The 23543-nt window shown below is 58.7% G+C and carries 17 protein-coding genes; 2 read left to right on the top strand and 15 right to left on the bottom strand.

Features of this window, described 5'->3' with window-relative positions:
• Nucleotides 1-59 precede the first annotated feature (59 nt).
• Entirely contained in the window at nucleotides 60-1343 is a 1284-nt protein-coding gene (locus FY156_05085) for a DNA polymerase IV (protein ID UXS00911.1), read from the top strand.
• A 146-nt stretch (nucleotides 1344-1489) separates the two neighbouring features.
• Nucleotides 1490-2728 (top strand): L,D-transpeptidase family protein, encoded by a 1239-nt coding sequence (locus tag FY156_05080; protein ID UXS00910.1) that lies wholly within the window; start codon nucleotides 1490-1492, stop codon nucleotides 2726-2728.
• 10 nt (nucleotides 2729-2738) lie between these two features.
• On the opposite strand, the gene dnaE is transcribed toward FY156_05080, so the two are convergent.
• The 15 genes from dnaE to FY156_05005 form a co-directional block, all read right to left on the bottom strand.
• A complete protein-coding gene (dnaE, locus tag FY156_05075) occupies nucleotides 2739-6233 on the bottom strand; it encodes a DNA polymerase III subunit alpha (protein UXS03024.1) in 3495 nt (1164 codons plus the stop codon).
• 469 nt (nucleotides 6234-6702) lie between these two features.
• A complete protein-coding gene (locus tag FY156_05070; protein UXS00909.1) occupies nucleotides 6703-7386 on the bottom strand; it encodes an ABC transporter ATP-binding protein in 684 nt (227 codons plus the stop codon).
• A gap of 15 nt (nucleotides 7387-7401) precedes the next feature.
• Nucleotides 7402-8709, bottom strand: a complete 1308-nt coding sequence (locus FY156_05065; protein UXS00908.1) for a lipoprotein-releasing ABC transporter permease subunit — start codon at nucleotides 8707-8709, stop codon at nucleotides 7402-7404.
• Between the two features lie 22 nt (nucleotides 8710-8731).
• Complete coding sequence (locus FY156_05060) at nucleotides 8732-10054, bottom strand: proline--tRNA ligase (protein UXS00907.1); 1323 nt, start codon at nucleotides 10052-10054, stop codon at nucleotides 8732-8734.
• 557 nt (nucleotides 10055-10611) lie between these two features.
• Nucleotides 10612-10881 carry a DUF1467 family protein gene (locus FY156_05055; protein ID UXS00906.1) on the bottom strand — a complete coding sequence of 90 codons (270 nt, stop codon included), beginning with the start codon at nucleotides 10879-10881 and terminating at the stop codon, nucleotides 10612-10614.
• Nucleotides 10882-11114: 233 nt separating this feature from the next.
• Complete coding sequence (locus FY156_05050; protein ID UXS00905.1) at nucleotides 11115-12782, bottom strand: ribonuclease J; 1668 nt, start codon at nucleotides 12780-12782, stop codon at nucleotides 11115-11117.
• Between the two features lie 202 nt (nucleotides 12783-12984).
• A complete protein-coding gene (locus FY156_05045) occupies nucleotides 12985-13725 on the bottom strand; it encodes a biotin--[acetyl-CoA-carboxylase] ligase (GenBank protein UXS03023.1) in 741 nt (246 codons plus the stop codon).
• A gap of 26 nt (nucleotides 13726-13751) precedes the next feature.
• Nucleotides 13752-15194 (bottom strand): NADH-quinone oxidoreductase subunit NuoN, encoded by a 1443-nt coding sequence (gene nuoN / locus FY156_05040; protein ID UXS00904.1) that lies wholly within the window; start codon nucleotides 15192-15194, stop codon nucleotides 13752-13754.
• An 18-nt stretch (nucleotides 15195-15212) separates the two neighbouring features.
• Nucleotides 15213-16724 (bottom strand): NADH-quinone oxidoreductase subunit M, encoded by a 1512-nt coding sequence (locus FY156_05035; protein ID UXS00903.1) that lies wholly within the window; start codon nucleotides 16722-16724, stop codon nucleotides 15213-15215.
• On the bottom strand, nucleotides 16724-18724 hold the full coding sequence (gene nuoL / locus FY156_05030; GenBank protein ID UXS00902.1) for an NADH-quinone oxidoreductase subunit L: 2001 nt from the start codon (nucleotides 18722-18724) through the stop codon (nucleotides 16724-16726). Before nuoL ends, FY156_05035 begins: the two co-directional genes overlap by 1 nt.
• Nucleotides 18725-18731: 7 nt before the next feature.
• Nucleotides 18732-19040, bottom strand: a complete 309-nt coding sequence (gene nuoK, locus FY156_05025; protein ID UXS00901.1) for an NADH-quinone oxidoreductase subunit NuoK — start codon at nucleotides 19038-19040, stop codon at nucleotides 18732-18734.
• Nucleotides 19041-19068: 28 nt separating this feature from the next.
• Nucleotides 19069-19683 (bottom strand): NADH-quinone oxidoreductase subunit J, encoded by a 615-nt coding sequence (locus tag FY156_05020; protein ID UXS00900.1) that lies wholly within the window; start codon nucleotides 19681-19683, stop codon nucleotides 19069-19071.
• Nucleotides 19684-19823: 140 nt separating this feature from the next.
• The gene (nuoI, locus tag FY156_05015) at nucleotides 19824-20315 is read right to left on the bottom strand and encodes an NADH-quinone oxidoreductase subunit NuoI (protein UXS00899.1); all 492 of its coding nucleotides are present in this window, start codon (nucleotides 20313-20315) and stop codon (nucleotides 19824-19826) included.
• Nucleotides 20316-20351: 36 nt separating this feature from the next.
• On the bottom strand, nucleotides 20352-21398 hold the full coding sequence (gene nuoH, locus FY156_05010; protein UXS00898.1) for an NADH-quinone oxidoreductase subunit NuoH: 1047 nt from the start codon (nucleotides 21396-21398) through the stop codon (nucleotides 20352-20354).
• Nucleotides 21399-21410: 12 nt separating this feature from the next.
• Nucleotides 21411-23492, bottom strand: coding sequence for an NADH-quinone oxidoreductase subunit G (locus FY156_05005; GenBank protein ID UXS00897.1), 2082 nt, complete (start codon nucleotides 23490-23492; stop codon nucleotides 21411-21413).
• Nucleotides 23493-23543 lie beyond the last annotated feature (51 nt).

The following is a 23543-nucleotide window of genomic DNA, read 5'->3' as shown; positions in this document are numbered from 1 at the left end:
TTGCAAGCTATGGTTGGCGACGTTCCCGTTTTGTTTAGGCTTCGGTTTGCTGTCAGGCCATGTCCACGTCGCACGCTTATGATCCCGGTTTCTGCCGTGACTGCCTGACGGGCCAGCCTGCCGGGCTGAAGCGTTGCCGTGCCTGCGGCAGCCCTCGCCTGCTGTATCACGACGAACTCTACCAATTGACGATTGCCCATATCGACTGCGACGCCTTTTATGCGTCCGTCGAAAAACGCGACAACCCCGATCTTGCCGACAAGCCGGTGATTATCGGCGGCGGCAAGCGCGGCGTGGTCTCCACCGCCTGTTACATTGCCCGTATCCACGGTGTGCGCTCGGCCATGCCGATGTTCAAGGCGCTGGAAGCCTGCCCCGACGCCGTGGTCATCAAGCCGAATATGGAGAAATATGTTCAGGTCGGTCGCCAGATCCGCAGCATGATGCAGGAGCTGACGCCGCTGGTGCAGCCACTTTCCATTGATGAAGCATTTCTCGATCTGTCCGGCACCGAGAGATTGCACCACGATCCCCCCGCCCGCGTGCTGGCGAAATTCGCTAAGCGCGTGGAAAAGGAAGTGGGCGTGACGGTGTCCGCCGGGCTCTCCTACTGCAAGTTCCTCGCCAAAGTCGCGTCTGACCTGCGCAAGCCGCGCGGTTTTTCGGTGATTGGTGAGGCCGAATCCCTGTCGTTTCTGGCCACACGGCCTGTCACGACCATATGGGGCGTCGGAAAGGCCTTTGCCGCGACGCTGGAGGCGGATGGCATTCGCATGATCTCGCAACTGCAGGAGATGGAAGAAGGCGACCTGATGCGCCGCTATGGCTCGATGGGGCAGCGGCTCTATCGCCTGTCACGCGGCATCGACGAGCGCGATGTGAACAGCAACGATGCCGCCAAGAGCGTGTCGTCAGAAACCACGTTTTTCAACGACATCTCGCGCCATGACGATCTAGTGCCGATTTTACGGTCGCTTTCGGAAAAGGTATCCGCCCGCCTGAAAAAGCACGGTATCGCCGGCAAGACCGTCGTTCTGAAAATGAAGACGTCAGACTTCAAGATCCGCACCCGCAACCGCAAGCTCGATGATCCCACCCAGCTTGCCGACCGGATATTCCGTATCGGTCTGTCGCTGATGGAAAAAGAAACCGACGGCACCAAATTTCGTCTCTTGGGAATTGGCGTGAGCGAGCTTTGCGATGCGGCACTGGCCGATCCGCCCGATCTCGTCGACAAGCTGGCAGGGCGACGTGCTGCGGCGGAAGCCGCGATGGACAAGCTGCGGGACAAATTCGGCAAGAGTAGCGTCGAGACCGGATACACCTTCGGCACCCGAAAATAGCGGCTGCATTCAGCCCGCGTCGACAAATGCGGCGTTATTTTAGCATTTACACAATCTCGTGATGGCACAGACAAGGCCGTCCTTAAACTTCCTTAAACTTAACATGGTTGAGTAAAGGCAGTTTTGTACATGTGGTGTATTGCGTCATGTCCCTTCGCCTGCGTCTCCTGACCGGCATGTTGTCGGCCAGCATTCTTGCCTTTCCAGCTCTAGCTGCCGACCAGAAATCGCTCCAGATCGTCGTCTCGAAAAGCGAGCAATCGCTGGCGCTTTACGAGAATGGCGAAATCATCGCCACCTCGAAGATTTCGAGCGGCAAGGCGGGACACGAAACGCCAAGCGGCATCTTCTCCATTCTGGAAAAGCGCAAATATCACGAGTCCAACATCTATTCGGCCGCGCCCATGCCGTTCATGCAACGGCTGACATGGTCCGGCATTGCGCTGCATGAAGGCAAGGTGCCGAACTATCCGGCCTCGCACGGATGCGTACGGTTGCCCTCCAAGTTCGCTCAGTCACTGTTTGGCCAGACCGATCGCGGTGTGCATGTGATCATCACCGGTGCACCTGTCTCGCTGCGCTTCGTGCAGCATCCCGCCCTGTTCCAGCCGCGCGACGATTCCGATGATGGCAAGCTGCTGCTTTCCGACGTCGAACTGCGCCCGGCAACATTCGACACTGCCCTTGGTTCAGTCGAGGTTGCCGTCAACGAGCGCACCAACGCCATCAAGCCGGCGGTCAGGGAAAAGCAGTCCGCACCGCTACGCATTCTCATCACCCGCCGTGGCGAGCGGGAAAAAGTCATGGATATCCAGTCGCTTCTGACCCGGCTCGGCTTCGATGCCGGCGCGGCCGACGGTTATGCGGGCGAGATGACCATCAGTGCCATCAATGGCTTCAAACGGTGGAAGGGCATGAAAACGACCGGCCCGCTGCTGACGGATGCCTTTACCAGGGCACTCTACCAATCCGCCGGAGAAGACCACGCGCCAAGTGGCCAGATCATGGTGCGGCAGGACTTCAAACCGCTGTTTGAAGCGCCCGTCGACATCAAGGACCCCAACATCGCGCTTGGCACACATTTCTTCGAGGCGGTTTCTGTCGATCGCAACAGCGGGCATGCCGAATGGAACGGCATGACGCTGGAAAACCACCTGCCGGCAGCAGCCCGCAAACGGCTCGGGATTACCGAGGCAGAGGCACCTGGCGGTTTCGATCAGCTAAGCGCCGTGCTCGACCGCATCGACATCCCGAAAGACATCCGTGAGAGGATCGAGGAAGAGCTGTCGACCGGAAGCTCGATCACGGTGTCGGATCTCAGCCACGCGATGGAAACGGGCCAAGGCACGGATTTCATTACGGTGACGAAAGAAGGGCCGGTCTGAACCTTCGGGATCAGACCAGTTCGACGTCCACGACGCCGGGTGCCGAGCGCAAGGCGGCGGCGATTTCCGGCGAGATGCGGTATTTCTCCGTCAGTTCCACCTCGATCTCACGGCTTCCCTCGTCCTTGATGACGATGAAATACACCGAGCCATCGCCTCTGGTGTTGAGGTGGCGCGCTACGGTTTTCAAAGGACCGGAATCACGGACGTAAACGCGCAGCGCCTTCTGCATCTGCACGGATTTCTCCTCCAGCGACTGCGCCGTCTGGATACGCAGTCCGATGCCTTCCGGCCGCTCTTCGGCCTGAACGGTGATTACCAGCGACTTGCCGACTTCGAGCAGGTCACGATACTGCCCGAGACCTTCGGAAAACAGCACGGCTTCAAACTGGCCGGATGAATCCGAGAAGGTGATGATACCCATCTTGTTGCCGGTGCGTGTCTTGCGCTCCTGCTTGCCGGTAACGGTGCCGGCCAGGCGCCCGGCTGTCGCGCCTTGTTTCACCGCGCCGGAGAAATCCGCGAAGGTCTGCACCCGGAGTTTTTCGAGAATGGGCTTATAGGTATCGAGCGGATGCGCGGTGAGGTAAAAACCGAGCACCTGATATTCACGCAGCAGCTTTTCCGAGGCAAGCCAGGGCTGGAAGGCCGGCAGAACCAGCTTTTCCGGACCGCTTGCGCCGCCTGAGCCGAACATGTCCGACTGGCCGGTGACACGGCTTTCCTGCGCGCGCTGCGAATAGCCCATGATGCGATCGAGACCGCCGATCAGTTCGGCGCGATCCTTGCCGAAACAATCGAAGGCGCCGGCATTGATAAGGCTTTCCAGTACGCGCCGGTTGATCTGTTTGGGATCGATACGCAGGCAGAAATCTTCAAGGCTCGAAAACGGCTTGTCACCACGCACCGCAACGATGTGTTCGACCGCGCCCTCGCCGACGCCCTTGATGGCGGCGAGCGAATAATAGATGCGGCTCTCACCCGTTTCGAACTGGCGATAGGAGGTCTGCACCGATGGTGCAACAATCTCGATACCAAGACGACCGGCATCCTGACGGAAATCGTTGAGCTTTTCCGTGTTGGCCATATCGAGCGTCATCGACGCGGCCAGGAACTCGACCGGATAGTGCGCCTTCATGTAGGCGGTCTGGTAGGAGACGATAGCGTAAGCGGCTGCGTGTGACTTGTTGAAGCCGTAGTTCGCGAACTTGGCGAGAAGATCGAAGATCGTATCGGACTGGGCTTTCGATACGCCATTCTTGATCGCGCCATCAACGAAACGTTCGCGCTGCTTGTCCATCTCCTCCTTGATCTTCTTACCCATGGCGCGGCGCAGAAGATCGGCTTCGCCAAGCGAATAACCGGACAGAACCTGGGCGATCTGCATCACCTGTTCCTGATAGACGATAACGCCCTGCGTTTCTTTGAGAAGATGATCGATGGTCGGATGGATCGACTCGATCTCTTCCTCGCCGTGTTTACGGGCGTTGTAGACCGGAATGTTTTCCATCGGGCCCGGACGGTACAGGGCGACCAGCGCGATGATGTCCTCGATGCAGTCGGGCCGCATGCCGATCAGGGCTTTACGCATGCCCGCACTTTCCACCTGGAAGACGCCTATGGTCTCGCCGCGGGACAGCATTTCATAGGTTTTCGGATCGTCGAGCGGGATCGCTGCAAGGTCGACACTGACGCCGCGCTTGGCGACGAAATCCACCGCGACCTTCAGAACCGTGAGCGTTTTCAGGCCGAGGAAGTCGAACTTGACGAGACCGGCGCTTTCCACCCACTTCATGTTGAACTGGGTGACGGGCATGTCCGAACGCGGATCGCGATACATCGGCACGAGCTGCGACAGCGGCCTGTCGCCAATAACGATACCGGCGGCGTGGGTCGATGCGTGGCGATAAAGCCCTTCGATCTTCTGGGCGATATCCAGCAGGCGGGCAACGACCGGTTCCTTGTCGGCCTCTTCCTGCAGGCGCGGCTCTTCCTCGATCGCCTTCGACAGGGGCGTTGGATTGGCCGGATTGTTCGGCACCAGCTTACAGATCTTGTCAACCTGGCCGTAGGGCATTTCCAGAACGCGGCCGACGTCGCGCAACGCGGCGCGCGCCTGCAACGAACCGAAGGTAATGATCTGCGCCACCTGCTCGCGACCATATTTCCGCTGCACATAGCGGATCACCTCTTCGCGACGATCCTGGCAGAAGTCGATATCGAAGTCGGGCATCGATACGCGTTCCGGGTTGAGGAAGCGCTCGAACAGCAGCGAGAAACGCAAGGGGTCGACGTCGGTGATCGTCAGCGCATAGGCAACCAGCGAGCCCGCACCCGAACCGCGGCCGGGACCAACGGGAATATCGTGCTGCTTGGCCCATTTGATGAAGTCGGCGACGATCAGGAAGTAACCGGGGAACTTCATGCGTTCGATAACGCCGAGTTCGAAATCGAGCCTGTCGCGGTACTCCTGTTCCGTATAACCAGCCGCCATGCCGAGTGCGGCCAGACGATCATTCAGACCTTCGACGGCCTGACGGCGAAGCTCGCCGGACTCGGCGCGTTCCGCCGCCTCCGGATCGTCGCTGGCGCCGGTGAAGCGCGGCAGAATCGGTCCACGCTTCTTCAGAACGTAGGAGCAGCGCAGCGCAATCTCGACGGTGTTTTCCAGAGCCTCGGGAACGTCGGCGAACAGCGCCATCATCTCGGCGCGGCTTTTCAGATAGTGGTCCGGTGTCAGGCGGAAACGGCTGTCATCGGACACGATGGCATTGTGCGCCACCGCCATCAGGGCGTCATGCGCCTCATAGTCGGCCTTCGACGGGAAAAAAGCCTCGTTGGTGGCAACCAGCGGAACCTCATGCTCGAAAGCAAGACCGATCATCCGCCGTTCATGGGCACGGTCGAAATTGCCCTGCCGCTGCAGCTCGATATAGAGCCTGTCACCAAACAGAGACTTCAATGTCAGCAGCCGGTCTTTCGCCTGATCGGCGTGACCTTCCCGCAAGGCGATATCGATTGGGCCGCCCGAAGCACCGGTCAGGGCAATCAGGCCGGCATTGGAACTTTCCTCCAGCCAGGCACGGGAGATGTTGACCGCATGGTGGCCGCTGCCCTCACCTTCCAGGTATGCGCGGCTGACGAGGTCCACCAGACGCTCATAGCCTTGCGCGTCGGCAGCAAGCAGCACGATGGAAGGAAGTTTTGCGAGATGTGCATTGTTGTTGCGGCGGTCTTCCACCGCATCCTGCATGTCGATGGAGACCTGACAGCCGATGATCGGCTGCAGCCCCTCATCACGCGCCTTCTCGGAAAACTCGAGCGCAACAAAAAGGTTGTTCGTATCGGTGATGGCAATGGCCGGCTGGCCGTCTGCCACCGCCTTTGACATGATCTTCTTGAGGGGAAGCGCCCCCTCAAGCAGGGAGTAAGCGGAATGAACCCGCAGATGGACAAAACCGGGCGTCGTCAGTTTTTCGCCCGAGGTTTCGCCGCTTGCAGTCATCTCGCCCATTCCGTCATCCCGTCATTCTGAATCGCGGCCGATTTTCGAACTTCCGGGCGGTAAAGTCCACAGGCAAGAGGGACATATTCAGGCTTGAATTCAAGCCAGCCAATTCAAGCCTGCCATCAGAGGGCAGTGAGGATCATCGAAAAGCTAGCGACAAAAACGGCGATCGAGGTGAAAGCGGCGACGTCACGAACGAAATCAGTCATTTGGTCTCTCCTTACTCGTTATGTTCCAACTTTGTTCTCATTTTGTTTCATTGTCAACAGGCTTTTGCCCGCCTCTGTCTTGTACAAACGGCAGAATCGACTCCGGGTTCCCTCGCCTCCAAAGCAAGCCTTTGACTCCAAAACGAAAAACCCGAAGGTGCAGAAAGCGCCTTCGGGTTGAAAAAATTCTGGTGTGGAGAACAAAGCGGCTGAGTGGATGTTCCTCTCAGCCCAAAATCGCCCGGCTTCCGCAGTGATCAGAAATCGACGATCTTGCCTTCGGACAGCGTCACACGGCGATCCATACGAGCAGCAAGTTCGTGATTGTGGGTGGCGATCAACGCCGCAAGACCGGACTGGCGCACCAGCGCCTCCAGCGCGTCGAACACATAATGCGCCGTCTCGGGATCGAGGTTGCCGGTCGGCTCGTCAGCAAGCAGCAGCAGCGGCGCATTGGCCACGGCGCGGGCAATCGCCACACGTTGCTGCTCACCGCCTGACAGCTCGGCCGGGCGGTGTTCGGCGCGGTGACCGACACGCATGTAGTCGAGCAGCGCGCTGGCGCGTGCTGCCGCTTCCTTGTTCGAAAGACCGGCGATCAACTGCGGCATCATCACGTTCTCCAGCGCGGTGAATTCCGGCAGCAGGTGATGGAACTGATAGACGAAGCCGATATCGCTTCGGCGGATTGCCGTGCGGGCCTCGTCACCCAGATCGCTGCAGGGCTGGCCATTGATGAAGACCTCGCCCGCATCGGAATGTTCCAGCAGGCCAGCCAGATGCAGCAGGGTCGACTTGCCCGTTCCGGATGGAGCAACCAGCGCCACCATCTCGCCGCTCTTCATTTCAAATTCGGCCTTGCGCAGAATGGACAGCGAGGTTTCACCCTGACCGTAGGTCCGCTCGATGCCGGTAAGCCGCAGCACAGTTTTTTTAGCCATATCGGGAAGCGGTCCTTATTCGTAACGCAGAGCCTGAACCGGATCGAGCTTGGAAGCCCGCCATGCAGGGAAGATGGTTGCCAGAAAAGACAGCGTCAGCGCCATGATGATGACGGAGATCGTTTCGCTTACATCCATTTCCGCCGGAAGCTGGCTGAGGAAATAAAGCTGCGGATCGAAGAGCACGGTACCGGACACCCAGGAGAAGAACTGGCGGATCGATTCCACGTTCAGACACACGAGGATGCCAAGCGCCACGCCGGCAAAGGTGCCGACGATACCGATGGCCGCGCCAGTCATGAAGAAGATTCGCATGACCGAGCCTGAACTCGCACCCATGGTGCGCAGGATGGCGATATCGCTGCCCTTGTCCTTCACCAGCATGATGAGGCCGGAGATGATGTTCAGCGCCGCGACCAGAACGATCAGCGTCAGGATCATGAACATCACGTTTCGCTCCACCTGAAGGGCGGAGAAGAAGGTCTGGTTTCGCTGTCTCCAGTCGGTGATATAGACCTGCCGTTCGGCAGCCTGCTCGACAAGCGGCCTGATGCCGTCAACATTGTCGGGGTGGCTGACGTAAAGCTCGATCGACTGGACGATACCCTCGGCATTGAAATAGAGCTGCGCCTCGCTGAGCGGCATATAGATCATCGACGCATCATATTCCGACATGCCGATCTCGAAGACGCCGGAGATCTTGTAGGATTTGACGCGCGGATTGACGCCCATCGGCGTCACGTCGCCTTCCGGCGAAATCAGCGTGATGTCATCGCCTGCCGTCACGCCGAGCTGTGAGGCGAGCCTGGAGCCGACCAGCACGCCCTCGCCCGACATGAAACCGACGAGATCGCCCGTCTTCACGTTGGAGGAGACTTCCTTGATCTTCTCGATGTCTTCGGTGCGAACGCCGCGCACCAGCGCGCCGGAACCTGCACCGCCACGGCCGGAGGCCAGCGTCTGGCCCTCCACCAGCGGCAGGGCCATGGTGACGCCCGGGACGGCGCCGAACTTCTTCGCCAGATCGTCGTAATTGTTGAAAGGCGTATCGATCGGCTGCACGATCATGTGACCGTTAATGCCGAGAATGCGGGAAATCAGCTCGGTACGGAAACCGTTCATCACCGCCATGACGATGATGAGTGTCGCCACACCCAGCATGATTCCAACGAAGGAAAAGCCGGCGATGACGGAAATGAATGCTTCCTTGCGCCGCGAACGCAGGTAGCGCCAGGCCACCATGCGTTCAAACGCAGAAAACGGCCGGGCGGCAGTTTCCTTTACGGAAGCTGCCGCACTTTTGTCAGCCTCGGCTTTTGCCATGTCGTCTCCTCGATCCGGCTTCTCAGCCAAGCACCTTGTTCATCGCAGCTTCGATCGTAACGGTTTCGCGCTCGCCGGTTCTGCGGTTCTTGACTTCGACTTCGCCGTTCGCAACCGAACGCGGACCGACGATGATCTGCAACGGAACGCCGATCAGGTCGGCAGTTGCAAACTTCTGGCCCGCACGGTCGTCCGTGTCGTCGTAGAGAACATCCTTGCCCGCTGCAGTCAGCGAATAATAAAGCTTTTCGCATGCCGCATCGCAGGCAGCATCGCCAGACTTCATGTTGATGACGACGACGTCGAAAGGCGCGACCGAAGCAGGCCAGATGATTCCGTTCTCGTCATGCGAGGCTTCAATGATGGCGGGAACAAGGCGCGTCGGGCCGATACCATAAGAACCCATGTGGACAAGGTGTTCCTTGCCATCTGCGCCCTGAACCTTGGCGCCCATCGGCTCGGAATATTTGGTGCCGAAGTAGAAGATGTGACCGACTTCGATACCGCGTGCGGAAAGCCGCTCGCCGTCCGGAATCGCATCATAGGCCGCTTCGTCATGCATTTCCGAGGTTGCGGCATATTCAGACGTCCACTCGTCGAACACGGCCTGCAGGGCGTTCACATCATCGAAATCCGTATCGACGGATGGGATGGCGCGATCGAGGAAGCTCTTGTGGCAGAAAACTTCCGACTCGCCGGTATCGGCCAGAATGATGAACTCGTGGCTATGGTTGCCGCCGATCGGGCCGGTATCGGCGCGCATCGGAATGGCGCGCAGGCCCAGACGCTCGAACGTACGCAGATAGGCGACGAACATCTTGTTATAGGAATGGATCGCCCCTTCCTTCGTCAGATCGAAGGAATAGGCGTCCTTCATCAGGAACTCGCGCGAGCGCATGGTGCCGAAACGCGGACGAACCTCGTCACGGAACTTGAGCTGAATGTGGTAGAGGTTCAGCGGCAGGTTCTTGTATGACTTCACGTAGGAACGGAAGATGTCGGTGATCATCTCCTCATTGGTGGGGCCGTACAGCATCTGACGATCCTGACGGTCCTTGATGCGCAGCATCTCCTTGCCGTAGTCGTCATAACGACCGCTTTCCTGCCACAGCTCGGCCGACTGCAGGGTTGGCATCAGAAGCTCGATGGCGCCGGAGCGATTCTGCTCTTCGCGGATGATCGCGTTGACCTTGTCCAGCACACGCTTGCCGAGCGGCAGCCAGGAATAGATGCCGGCGGACTGCTGCCGGATCATGCCTGCGCGCAACATAAGACGGTGAGAAACGATCTCCGCTTCCTTGGGATTTTCCTTCAGGATGGGCATAAAATAACGGCTGAGACGCATGACGGCTTCCATTGTATCTGGCGAGAGCCCACCGACGCGGGAATCGCCTCTAATAAAGGGATATTGGCGCCGTACATAACCGTTTCGGGTGAAGAAGAAAACCCGCCGTTGAAACGGGCCGCAGGGCGTTTTCATGACAATTTTGAGACACGCGGTTCTCACAAAACGCTTTGATCGGAATATTATTCTTGATTGGGTGCGACAAATTGAAACGCAGAGAATTTTTTGCCGACTGTAACAAATATGCAAAAAATTAGATGACAAGCCTGGGGGATTAGGCTAATTTTAGCTCACAAAAGAGGCAAGAAGTCTAAATTCTTGTCGTTTTCGCGGTCAGTCTTGGGAGGATCAGATCTTAGGCGCGCCAGTTCGCTGCCCCGGTAACGGTTACAGATCACGCGAAACCTAAAAAACAAGGCTGAAATGCCTTGTTTTTTTTTGCTTTTTTCATAACAACGCAAAATTGCGTTTCATCAATCCGGTAAAATTGTGATTGTCAACCGAACGAGTTTGGCGCCCCTCGTAGCACCAGACTCATGACAGCCATATGACAGGTTTCAGTCGTAGACTGGTACGATGCGTGGCAAATCATCCAGGGTAAAACCAAACCACCAGGATGCGCCGTACCAGATGCCGCAGACAAATGCCGAAATCGCCGTCGTCATCAACAGCACGCGCAGCCCCCTGAATTTTGCTGGCGCGCTGGCGACCGTGCCGAGCGCAACGTCACCATCTTCTGCCTGCGTGCGCAGGCCAATCGGCAAAACGACGAAAAGAACTGTCCACCAGACGATGAAATAGACGGCAAAAACCGAAAGCCACTGCACGAATATCCTCCCAGACTTCGAAACGGCGGGAACCGAAGACGGTAACGTCGCCGCGCTATTTTCTTTGGCGCATATGTTTATCGCAAAACCACCGCTCTGCGCGACGTGCTGCGGGATCAAATCGGCGTTTGATCCCGCTTATCCTTGTAACGCATTCGCCGGGAAACCGGAATGCAACCTCATTCTTTCGCAAGCCCCGGTTACGGAGCCTGCCCACTAACGTGGTATGCCGATCAGACTTTTGTGAGGAAGACCGTAACGATCGGCTTTTTGCCCCAGGCCTGATTTGCCGCAGCACGAACGGCGCGGCGCACCGCTTCGCGTACCATTTCGAGATCCTTGCGACGGGCACGCGGAATGCTTTCAACGGCGCCGAGAACGGCGTCGTACAGCGTGTCTTCCATGTCTTCGCCTTCGTCATCGAACTCCGGCAGGCCGAACGGCACGACATCGGGGTCGCCCATGAAATCGAACCGGCTGTCCAGCACGACACTGACGGAGACGTGACCGGCGAAGGACAGCTTGCGGCGGTCGCTGATGCCCATTTCGTCCATGTCGCCGATCAGTTTGCCATCCTTGAAGACACGGCCATGCGGCGCATCGTCGATGACCTCTGCAGGACCCGGCGCAAGGCGGAGAATGTTGCCATTGCGAACCTTCGGCACCTGCGGAATGCCAGCCTGCTCGGCAAGCTCCTTCTGGGCGACCAGATGAGCGGCCTCGCCGTGCACGGGAACGACGATCTGCGGCTTGGTCCATTCGTACATGCGCAGCAGTTCGTTCCGGCGCGGGTGGCCGGAAACGTGCACGAGCGCCTCGTTATCGGTCACGATATGGATGCCCTGCTCGATCAGGCCGTTCTTGATATCGATGATTGCCTTTTCATTGCCAGGAATGGCGCGCGACGAAAAGACGACCGTGTCACCAGACGCAAGCGCGACATTGCGCATTTCATCGCGCGAAAGCTTGGCGAGCGCGGCACGCGGTTCGCCCTGCGATCCGGTCAGGATCAGCACGACCTTGTCGCGCGGAATATAACCGTACTCATCTTCGGCCAGGAATGGCTTGATGCCTTCCATGATGCCGAGGTCCTGCGAGACATTGACGACGCGCTTCAGGGACGAGCCGAGCAGCAGCACCTCGCGGCCTGCGGCCTCCGCCGCCTGGGCGATGGAACGGATACGGCCGACATTGGAGGAGAAGGTGGTAACAGCCACACGTCCTTCGGCATTTTCGATGATCTGCCGCAGACCTTCGGACACCTCATGTTCGGAGGGCGAAACACCATCGCGAACCGAGTTGGTGCTGTCGCAAAGCAGCGCCAGGACACCTTCTTCACCAATGGCGCGGAACCGTGCCTCGTCCGTCAACGGCCCGAGTGACGGCGCTTCGTCGATCTTCCAGTCACCGGTGTGGATGACATTGCCGAGCGGCGTACGGATGACCAGCGACATCGGCTCGGGAATAGAGTGATTGACGCCGACAGCCTCGATTTCGAACGGACCGACATTGATGCGGTCGCCCGCCTTGAACGGCGTGATCGGAATTTCGGCGCGTGTACCCTCATAGTTGCGCTTAGCCTCGAGCATGCCGGCGGTGAAGCCGGATGCATATACCGGCACGTTGAGGCCGGGCCAGAGGTCGTTCAGAGCGCCGTAGTGGTCCTCGTGGGCGTGGGTGATGATGATGCCCTTGAGGTTTTTCTTCTGCTGCTCGATGTAGCTGATATCGGGAAGCACCAGATCGACGCCCGGCAGATCGGGACCGGCGAAAGTAACGCCGCAATCAACCATGATCCACTGGCGCTTGCTTGCCGGTCCATAACCGTAAAGCGCCAGATTCATGCCGATTTCACCGACCCCGCCGAGCGGCAGGAAAACGAGTTCGTCCTGTGTAGCCATTGTTGTTCTTGTCCATTCATAACGGCATGCGGGCTGCAGCGGCTGGCTGCAACCCGGTATCCATTGTCAAAGCATCGGACATATCAAGCGTCAGGACAACCGGGCCGATGCGGAACCGGTCTGACGCCCTGCTTTTCATGAGCAGCAGGGGTACTCCAAACCTTCTGGGCAGGCACAGCGCGTCCGTTGCAGCGCGTGGCTCTTACCCGAAAAATACGTCGCCGGCGGCAATTACCCGTCTTGGGCCATCGTCCTCATCCAGCAAAAGATAACCGTGATCGTCGATCCCGACGAAACGCCCGCCGACAGACCGGTCCGGGAAATTCACGGTGATGCGTTCACCAATACCACAGGCGGCCGCGCGCCAGCCTGTCATGACTTCTGCGACACCTTTGCCCTGATCCCAGGCCTGCAACACCTCTGCCGTCTCACGAAACAGATGCGCGAATAGCTCGTCCGGCGAGCAGGCAGCGCCATGCTCGGACAGCATGGTAACAGGATAATGCGGATTATCGGGTTTGTGGGCGATATTGATGCCGATGCCGATCACCACCGCACGGCGGCCATCGGGAAGGATTTCCGCTTCCATCAGAATACCGCAGGTCTTGTTGCGGCCAATCAGGATGTCGTTCGGCCACTTGATTTCGAGCGGCGCACCGCCCGTGGGCAGAACAGAGCGAACGGCGCGGTAGACGGCTAGCGCGAAAGCGAGCGGCAGGGAGCCGACATGCTCCATCGGCGCGGGATCGATGAGGAGAAGCGATGCGTAGAGATTGCCGGGTTCCGAGACCCAGGGCCTGCCACGGCGGCCCTTGCCGCCAGTCTGGCGGGATGCGGTAACCCAGAGATTGCCGCTGTCCCCTGCCCGCGCACGGGCAAAACATTCGATGTTGGTCGATGGCGTTTCCGCCATCGCCTCGTGCCGGAAGTCGTCGATCGACATCCGGCCCGTGTTTTTCAGCGTATCAATCAAAAGAACGTCTTTGCTGCGGCGGTAACCGCGTTGCCCAGGGCGCCACCAAACAGGATGAAGCCGAGAACGAAGATACCGGAGAAGGCATAAACGATCTTTAGTTCGCCAGCAGGACGGTCGAAGCTATCTTTGGCTTCGTCGAACCACATCACCTTGACGACGCGAATATAGTAGTACGCGCCGACAACCGAACCGATGACACCGATGATGGCAAGCGCATAGAGCTTGGCTTCGATGGCAGCGAGGAAGACGTAATACTTGCCGAAGAAGCCGGCCAGCGGCGGAATGCCTGCGAGCGAGAACATCAGAATGGTCAGCACCACCGCCATGAAGGGGTTGGTGGAGGACAGACCAGCCAGATCCTCGACATTTTCAACGTTGCCGATTTCCTTGCGACGCATGGCAAGAATGCAGGCGAACGTGCCGAGCGTCATGACCATGTAGATGGTCATGTAGAGGATGACGCCGGAAACGCCTGCCACCGTGCCGGCGGCCAGGCCAACCAGCGCGTAACCCATGTGGCCGATGGAGGAATAAGCCATCAGGCGCTTGATGTTCTTCTGACCGATCGCCGCGAAGGAGCCGAGCAGCATCGAGGCAATCGAGATGAACACGACGATCTGCTGCCAGTCGGCAAATACCGGCTGGAAGGCTTCAACGACGATGCGCACGAGGATTGCCATGGCGCCGATCTTCGGAGCAGCGGCGAGGAATGCCGTAACCGGGGTCGGTGCACCTTCGTAAACATCCGGCGTCCACATATGGAACGGCACAGCCGAGATCTTGAACGCCAGACCGGCGAGAACGAAGACCAGACCGAAGACGAGACCGAGTGAACGGGTTTCAGCCGTCAGAACCTGAGCGATTTCTGCAAAGCCGGTGTTGCCGGTGAAACCGTAAACCAGAGACATGCCGTAAAGCAGCATACCGGAGGACAGTGCACCAAGAACGAAGTACTTCAGACCGGCTTCGGTCGAACGCAGGCTTTCGCGGTTGATCGCGCAGATGACGTAGAGAGCCAGCGACTGCAGCTCCAGCGCCATGTAGAGCGAGATCATGTTGTTGGCCGAAATCATCAGCAGGATGCCGAGCGTCGCCAGCACCAGCAGGACCGGATATTCGAAACGGCCGATCGGCTCGAAACGGCTCTGGCCGACAGAAAGGATCATCGCCGTGATCGAACCGATCAGCGCCAGAACCTTCATGAAGTTACCGAAGGCATCGGCGACGTAAACGCCGCCGAAGGCCAGTCCCGAAGCGGGAGCGAAGACGATCCAGAGACCGACGACAAGAAGCAGCGCCACGGAAAGGCCCGTGACCGTCGTCGTCGACTTGTCGCCCGAGAAGACGCCAATCATGAGCAGCGCCAGTGCGCCGACCGCAAGGATCAGCTCGGGCGTCGCGATGTGCAGACTGGCAAAAAGAATTTCAGCGGTCATGTCCAACGGGTCCTGTCGTCAATTCATAGAGAGCGCAACATTCTGCGCCGCCTGCAATGCAGCCGTATAGTTGTTTACCAGAAGATCAACCGATGCAGCCGTCGCATCGAACACCGGAGCCGGGTAGACGCCGAAGAAGATCGTCAGGACAACCAGCGGATAAAGGATGACCTTTTCGCGGGTCGACAGATCGAGCATCGACTTCAGGCTTTCCTTCTCGAGCGCACCGAAAATGACGCGGCGATAGAGCCACAGCGCATAGGCGGCCGAAAGGATGACGCCGGTTGCCGCGAAGAGAGCAACCCAGGTGTTGGCGCGGAACACGCCGACCAGCGTCAGGAATTCGCCGATGAAGCCAGACGTACCCGGCAGACCGACATTGGCCATGGTGAAGATCATGAACGCCACGGCGTATTTCGGCATGTTGTTCACGAGACCGCCGTAAGCAGCGATTTCACGGGTATGCAGACGATCGTAGACGACGCCGACGCAAAGGAAGAGCGCGCCGGAGACGATGCCGTGCGACAGCATCTGGAAAATCGCACCCTGCACGCCCTGAACGTTGGCGGCAAAGATACCCATGGTCACGTAACCCATGTGGGCAACGGAGGAGTAGGCGATCAGCTTCTTGATGTCGTCCTGCATCATCGCGACCAGCGAGGTGTAGATGATGGCGAGAACCGACAGGGTGAAGACGAACGGCGCGAAATAGTCCGATGCCAGCGGGAACATGGCGAGCGAGAAACGGATGAAACCGTAACCGCCAAGCTTCAGCATGACGCCAGCCAGGATAACCGAACCAGCGGTCGGGGCCTGAACGTGCGCATCCGGAAGCCAGGTGTGGACAGGCCACATCGGCATCTTCACCGCGAAGGCTGCAAAGCACGCCAGCCACAGCCAGGTCTGCATGCCGGCCGGGAAGCCGTATTTCAGAAGCTCGGTGATGTCGGTCGTGCCGGCCTGCCAGTACATCGCCATGATGGCGAGCATCGTCAGAACCGAACCGAGCAGCGTGTAGAGGAAGAACTTGTAGGATGCGTAAACGCGATCCTTGCCGCCCCACACGCCGATGATGACAAACATCGGGATCAGCGTTGCTTCGAAGAAGACGTAGAAGAGAACGGTGTCGAGCGCGACGAACACGCCGATCATGACGACTTCCAGAAGAAGGAAGGCGATCATGTATTCCTTGATGCGCTTTTCAACCGAATCCCAGCTTGCCAGCACGCAGAACGGCATGAGGAAGGTTGTGAGGATGACGAACAGCATGGAGATGCCGTCGACGCCGAGGTGGTAGGAGGCAATGTTGCCGAACCAGTCATGCTTCTCGACCATCTGGAAGCCCGGGTTCGAATTGTCGAACCCGATCCAGACGAACAGAGAAACGATGAAGGTGAACACGGTCGTCAGCAGCGAAACATTGAGAATGTTGCGGCGACCGTAAGGACCGTTCTCGTTGGTGAGCAGCAGCAGCACCACGCCGACCAGCGGCAGGAACGTGACCGTTGAAAGAATGGGCCAATCGGTCATCAGAAGGCACTCCCGAGCATCATCCAGGTGACAAGCGCCGCGATGCCGATCAGCATCGCAAAGGCATAATGATAAAGGTAACCGGACTGCAGGCGGACCATGCGGTTGGTCACATCAACCACACGCGCTGCAATACCGTTCGGACCGTAATGATCGATGACCGCCACGTCGCCCTTCTTCCACAGGAAGCGGCCGAGTGCCTTCGCCGAACGGACGAAGAGGAAGTCATAGAGTTCATCGAAGTACCACTTGTTGAGAAGGAACTGGTACAGGCCACGATGGGTCTCGGCCAGACGCTTCGGCGTCTCGGGCGACTTGATGTACATGTACCATGCCGTCACGAAACCAAGAGCCATGGCTGCGAACGGGCTCCACTTCACCCACTTCGGAACATTGTGGAACTCATGCACGATGTGGTTTTCAGGACCGGTGAACAGCGCACCCTTCCAGAATTCCTCATAGTGATGGCCGAAGAAATATTCGACGAAGCCGACACCAGCAAACAGTGCGCCGGCGGTCAGGATGAACAGCGGCAGCAGCATCACCATCGGCGATTCATGGACATGGTGCATGACATCTGCGGAAGCGCGCGGCTTGCCGAAGAAGGTCATGAACGCCAGGCGCCAGGAATAGAAGCTGGTGAACAGTGCAGCGATGACGAGAAGCGTGAAGGCGAAACCGCCGAGGCTCGAATGCGAGGCAAATGCCGATTCGATGATGGCGTCCTTTGAGAAGAAGCCAGCGAAGCCGATGGACGTGCCGGGAATACCAACACCGGTCAGCGCGAGCGTACCGACAGTCATCGTCCAGAAGGTGACCGGGATGTGCTTACGCAGGCCGCCCATGTAACGCATGTCCTGCTCGCCATCGACGGCGTGGATGACGGAACCGGCGCACAAGAACAGCAGAGCCTTGAAGAAGGCGTGCGTGAACAGGTGGAACACGGCCGCACCATAAGCACCAACGCCAAGCGCCACGAACATGTAACCGAGCTGCGAGCAGGTCGAGTAAGCGATGACGCGCTTGATGTCGTTCTGAACCAGACCGACAGTCGCGGCGAAGAACGCCGTGATCGCACCGATCAGCGTAACGAAGGTCAATGCATCCGGCGACAGTTCGAACAGCGGCGACATGCGTGCCACGAGGAAGACACCGGCGGTCACCATGGTTGCGGCGTGAATGAGCGCCGAAACAGGCGTCGGGCCTTCCATGGCGTCCGGGAGCCAGGTGTGCAGCAGGAACTGCGCCGACTTACCCATGGAGCCCATGAACAGCAGCAGGCAAACCGCCGTGATGGCGTGGCCCTTGTCGAGGCTCATGCCGAACAGGTTGATGACGGCGTCGGTGGACGCAGCGCCTTCAGCCGGCAGATAGGTCGAGGCGGCAGCAAAGATCGTTTCGAAGTTGATCGAGCCGAACAGAACGAAGACGCCGGAAATGCCGAGGATGAAGCCGAAGTCACCAACGCGGTTGACGATGAACGCCTTCATGGCCGCAGCCGATGCGGACGGCTTCTTGAACCAGAAACCGATCAGAAGGTAGGATGCCAGACCCACGCCTTCCCAGCCGAAGAACATCTGCAGCAGGTTGTCGGAGGTGATGAGCATCAACATCGCAAAGGTGAAGAGCGACAGGTATGCGAAGAAGCGCGGACGATGCGGATCGTGGTGCATGTATCCGATCGAATACAGGTGCACGAGACAGGACACCGTGTTGACCACGACGAACATGACAGCCGTCAGCGTATCGATGCGGAACGCCCACTCGACATCGATGCCGCCGGACTGAATCCAGCGCATGACGCTGACCTTGATGATTTCGCCGCCCTCACCGTGGCCGAGAAGCGCGACATTCACAAACACGATCCACGACAGGACCGCGACCACGATCATCAGACCGGTGGTGACATATTCCGAGGCCTTGGCACCGATCGAGCGGCCAAACAGGCCAGCGATCAGGAAGCCGATCAGCGGAAGAAAGACGATAGCCTTGTAGATCATAGCCTTATCAGCCCTTCATCATATTGACGTCTTCCACCGCGATCGATCCACGGTTGCGGTAGAAGACAACGAGTATTGCAAGACCGATGGCCGCTTCGGCAGCAGCGACGGTCAGGATGAACAACGCAAAGACCTGGCCGACGATGTCGTTCAGGAAGGACGAGAACGCCACCATGTTGAGGTTGACCGCAAGCAGGATGAGTTCGATCGACATGAGGATGACGATGACGTTCTTCCGGTTGAGGAAGATACCGAAGACGCCGATCGTGAAGAGGATCGCGCTGACCGTCAGGTAGTGGGAAAGACCGATTTCCATTCTAATATTCCTTAGATCCGTTCGCGCCTCAGATACCCTGGCCCGGCTTGACCTTGACCGTCGTAACGGCGGTCTTGGGGTCACGTCCGACCTGGGTGGAGATGTCCTGCCGCTTGATGTCGGTGCGGTGACGCAGCGTCAGTACGATCGCGCCGATCATGGCGACCAGCAGCACGAGACCCGCGAGCTGGAAGAAGTAGACGTAGTTTGTATAGAGAACGTCGCCGAGAGCTGCCGTGTTGGTGCGCTCAGTGACAGGCGGGATCGGCATGGTGATCGACTTGGCCGCCTGCGGCGACAACATGCTGCCGCCGATGACGACGATCAGCTCTGCCGCGAGGATAAGACCGATCAAGGCACCAACAGGCGCATATTGCAGCACGCCCGAGCGAAGTTCGGCGAAATCGACATCCAGCATCATGACGACGAAGAGGAAGAGCACCGCCACGGCGCCGACATAAACAACCAGCAGGATCATGCCGAGGAACTCGGCTCCCGTCAGCAGGAACAGCGCAGCCGCGTTGAAGAAGGTCAGGATCAGGAAGAGAACCGAGTGAACCGGGTTCTTCGATGCGATGACCAGAAACGCCGACGCCACCGCGACGAAAGCGAATATGTAAAAGAATATAGCGTGCAGACCCATGTTGGTGCCTTCTCGTCCTCATCCGGGCAGAGAAGACCTCCTCGGTCCCCTCACCCGTTTGTCCCTGCCGGTAACACCGGACAGGCATTTACTCTCTCAACGTTCATCGAAGCCGAAGCTCCGCGGAACACGGTTGCGCCTTAACGATAAGGCGCATCCAGCGCGAGGTTGCGCGCGATTTCACGCTCCCAGCGGTCGCCGTTGTCGAGAAGCTTCTGCTTGTCGAAATACAGCTCTTCGCGGGTCTCGGTTGCGAACTCGAAGTTCGGACCTTCGACGATCGCGTCAACCGGGCATGCTTCCTGGCAGAAACCGCAATAGATGCATTTCACCATGTCGATGTCGTAGCGCACGGTACGACGGGTACCGTCGTTGCGGCGCGGACCAGCTTCGATGGTGATCGCCTGAGCAGGACAGATCGCTTCACACAGCTTGCAGGCGATGCAGCGTTCTTCACCGTTGGGATAACGGCGCAGAGCGTGTTCGCCACGGAAGCGCGGAGAAACCGGACCCTTTTCAAACGGGTAGTTCACCGTCGCCTTCTGCTTGAAGAAGTGACGCATCGTCAGGAAGATTGCGCCGACGAATTCCTTGAGGAACAGCGAATTGACGGCTTGGGAAAGGCTTGCCATCTCAACCTCCAGTTCTTTGAGCGAGGAGTTCAGACATCAACCGGCCCACCCCGTCAGCTTCAATACGAATGCAACAATAACAACCATGGCAAGCGACAGCGGCAGGAACACCTTCCAGCCAAGGCGCATGAGCTGGTCATAGCGGTAACGTGGAACAAAAGCCTTAACCAGAGCGACCATGAAGAAGACCATGCAGCCCTTGATCGCGAACCAGACGATGCCCGGTACCCAGTTCAAGAACCAGACGTCCACGATCGGCAGCCAGCCACCGAGGAACAGGATCGTCGTCAGGCAGCAGATCAGAACGATGGCAGCATATTCGCCAAGCATGAACATCATGTACGGCGTGGAGCCATATTCGACCATGTGACCGGCGACCAGTTCCGATTCCGCTTCCGGAAGATCGAAAGGCGGACGGTTGGTTTCGGCAAGACCCGAAATGAAGAACACGATGAACATCGGGAATAGCGACAGCCAGTGCCAGTCGAGGAACGACGGCGGCAGGCCGAGCATCGTGCCGAGACCGGTGCGCTGTGCCAGAACGATGTCCGTAAGGTTCAGCGAACCCACGCAAAGCAGAACGGTGACGATGACGAGACCGATGGACACTTCGTAAGAGACCATCTGCGCGGCGGAACGAAGCGCGCCGAGGAACGGGTACTTCGAGTTCGAAGCCCAGCCGCCCATGATGATGCCGTACACTTCAAGCGAGGAAATCGCGAAGATGTAGAGAATGCCGACGTTGATGTTGGCAACCACCCAGCCATCCGCAAACGGGATAACGGCGTAAGTGGCAAGTGCCAGCGTCACGGCAACCAGAGGTGCCAGCAGAAATACGGCCTTGTTGGCACCGGCCGGAATGACCGGCTCTTTCAGAATGAACTTCAAAAGGTCGGCGAAGGACTGGAACAGACCGAAGGGACCAACGACGTTCGGGCCGCGACGCAACTGTACGGCAGCCCAGACCTTACGGTCGGCCAGCAGCAGGAAGGCGATGGACACCAGCAAACACACGAGAAGCAGCAGGGACTGGCCGACCATAATCAGCGCGGGCCAGACGTAGCTCCAGAAAAACGATTCCATAATCCCCTACCCTTACTCTGCCGCAGCCTTGAAGTTGTTGCGGGCCAATGCGGAGCACTCGGCCATCACAGCGGAGGCGCGCGCAATCGGGTTCGTCAAATAAAAGTCTTTTACCGGCGAGGCAAACGCCGATTTGTTGAGTGAGCCAACCTTGCCGGCCAGTGCCTCGATATCCTTGCCATTGCCGGCAATGACGTCGTCGGTTTCAGCCAGATGCGGATGGGCAACGTAAAGCTGGCCGCGCAGAGCCGACAGCGAGTCGAACGGCAGCTTCTTGCCGAGAACGTCGGAGAGCGCACGCAGGATTGCCCAGTCTTCGCGGGCTTCGCCAGGTGCGAAACCTGCACGGTTGCCAACCTGAACGCGGCCCTCGGTGTTGACCCAGATACCCGACTTTTCGGTATAGGCCGCACCTGGCAGGATGACGTCGGCGTGCATTGCGCCGTGGTCACCATGGCTGCCGATGTAGACAGTGAACTTGGCACCCTTGTTCGACAGGTCGATCTCGTCTGCACCGAGCAGGAAGAGAACGTCCATCGACGCGACCATGTCAGCAGCGGCAACACCGCCCTCACCCGGTACGAAGCCGATATCCAGACCGCCAACGCGGGCAGCCGCCGTGTGCAGAACCGAGAAACCGTTCCACTCTTCGGTGACAGCGCCAACCGAAACGGCAAGCTTTGCAGCAGCGGCCAGAACGGCAGCACCATCAGCGCGCGCCACAGCACCCTGACCGATGATGATCAGCGGGTTCTTGGCAGACTTCAGCTTGTCAAAGAAGCTGTGCGAGCCGTTTGCCAGATCCGACAGCGTTTCTGCGCCGGAACCGAGGTATTCGTAGTCGTAACGCAGTTCGCCGCCTTCACCGATCACACCGATCGGGAAGCCGCCACGACGCCAGCGCTTGCGGATGCGGGCGTTGAGAACGGCCGCTTCGTAACGCGGGTTGGCGCCAACGATCAGCAGCGCGTCAGCCTGTTCGATGCCTTCGATGGTGGCGTTGAACAGGTAGCTGGCGCGGCCGAGCGACGGATCGAGAGCTGCACCATCCTGACGGCAATCGACGTTGGCCGAGCCGAGCGATGCGAGAAGCGACTTCAGCGCGAACATTTCTTCAACAGAGGCCAGATCGCCGGCGATTGCGCCGATCTTGCTGCCCGAGGTTGAGCCGACGGCGGAACGGATCGCGCCGAAAGCTTCGCCCCAGGTCGCAGGCTGCAGACGGCCATCCTTGCGAACATACGGACGGTCAAGGCGCTGCGTCTTCAGGCCATCCCAGATGAAGCGGCTCTTGTCGGAAATCCACTCTTCGTTGATGGCTTCGTTGACGCGCGGCATGACGCGCATGACTTCACGGCCACGCGTATCGACACGGATCGCCGAACCGAGCGCGTCCATGACGTCGATGGTTTCGGTCTTGTTGAGTTCCCACGGACGCGCCGTGAAAGCGAATGGCTTGGAGGTCAGCGCGCCAACCGGGCAAAGGTCAACAACGTTGCCCTGAAGCTCGGAGGTCATCGCCTGCTCGAGATAGGTGGTGATCTCGGCGTCTTCGCCGCGGCCGATCAGGCCAAGCTCTGCAATGCCGGCAACTTCCGTGGTGAAACGGACGCAGCGCGTGCAGTGAATGCAGCGGTTCATGACCGTCTTGACGAGCGGTCCGATGTACTTGTCTTCAACCGCGCGCTTGTTCTCGGCGTAACGCGAACCGGCAATACCGAAGGCCATAGCCTGGTCCTGCAGGTCGCACTCACCGCCCTGGTCGCAGATCGGGCAATCCAGCGGGTGGTTGATGAGCAGGAACTCCATCACGCCTTCGCGGGCCTTCTTGACCATAGGCGTGTTGGTGAAAACTTCCGGCAGTTCGCCGTTCGGGCCGCCGCGGATATCGCGCACGCCCATGGCGCAGGATGCAGCAGGCTTGGGCGGTCCGCCCTTCACCTCGATAAGACACATGCGGCAGTTACCCGCGACCGACAAGCGCTCGTGAAAACAAAAGCGCGGAACTTCGGCGCCAGCCTCCTCACACGCCTGCAACAGCGTGAAATGATCCGGAACCTCGATCTCTTTACCGTCAACCTTGAGCTTTGCCATGGTTCTACTTACGTCCTGTTGCCTGTTCGTCCCGTGTCCCACACAGTCCGC

The organism is Agrobacterium tumefaciens (genome assembly GCA_025559845.1).
Taxonomy (GTDB): Bacteria; Pseudomonadota; Alphaproteobacteria; order Rhizobiales; family Rhizobiaceae; genus Agrobacterium.
Note: the sequence above shows the minus strand (reverse complement) of the source record. Positions and strands in the feature narration are given on the sequence as shown.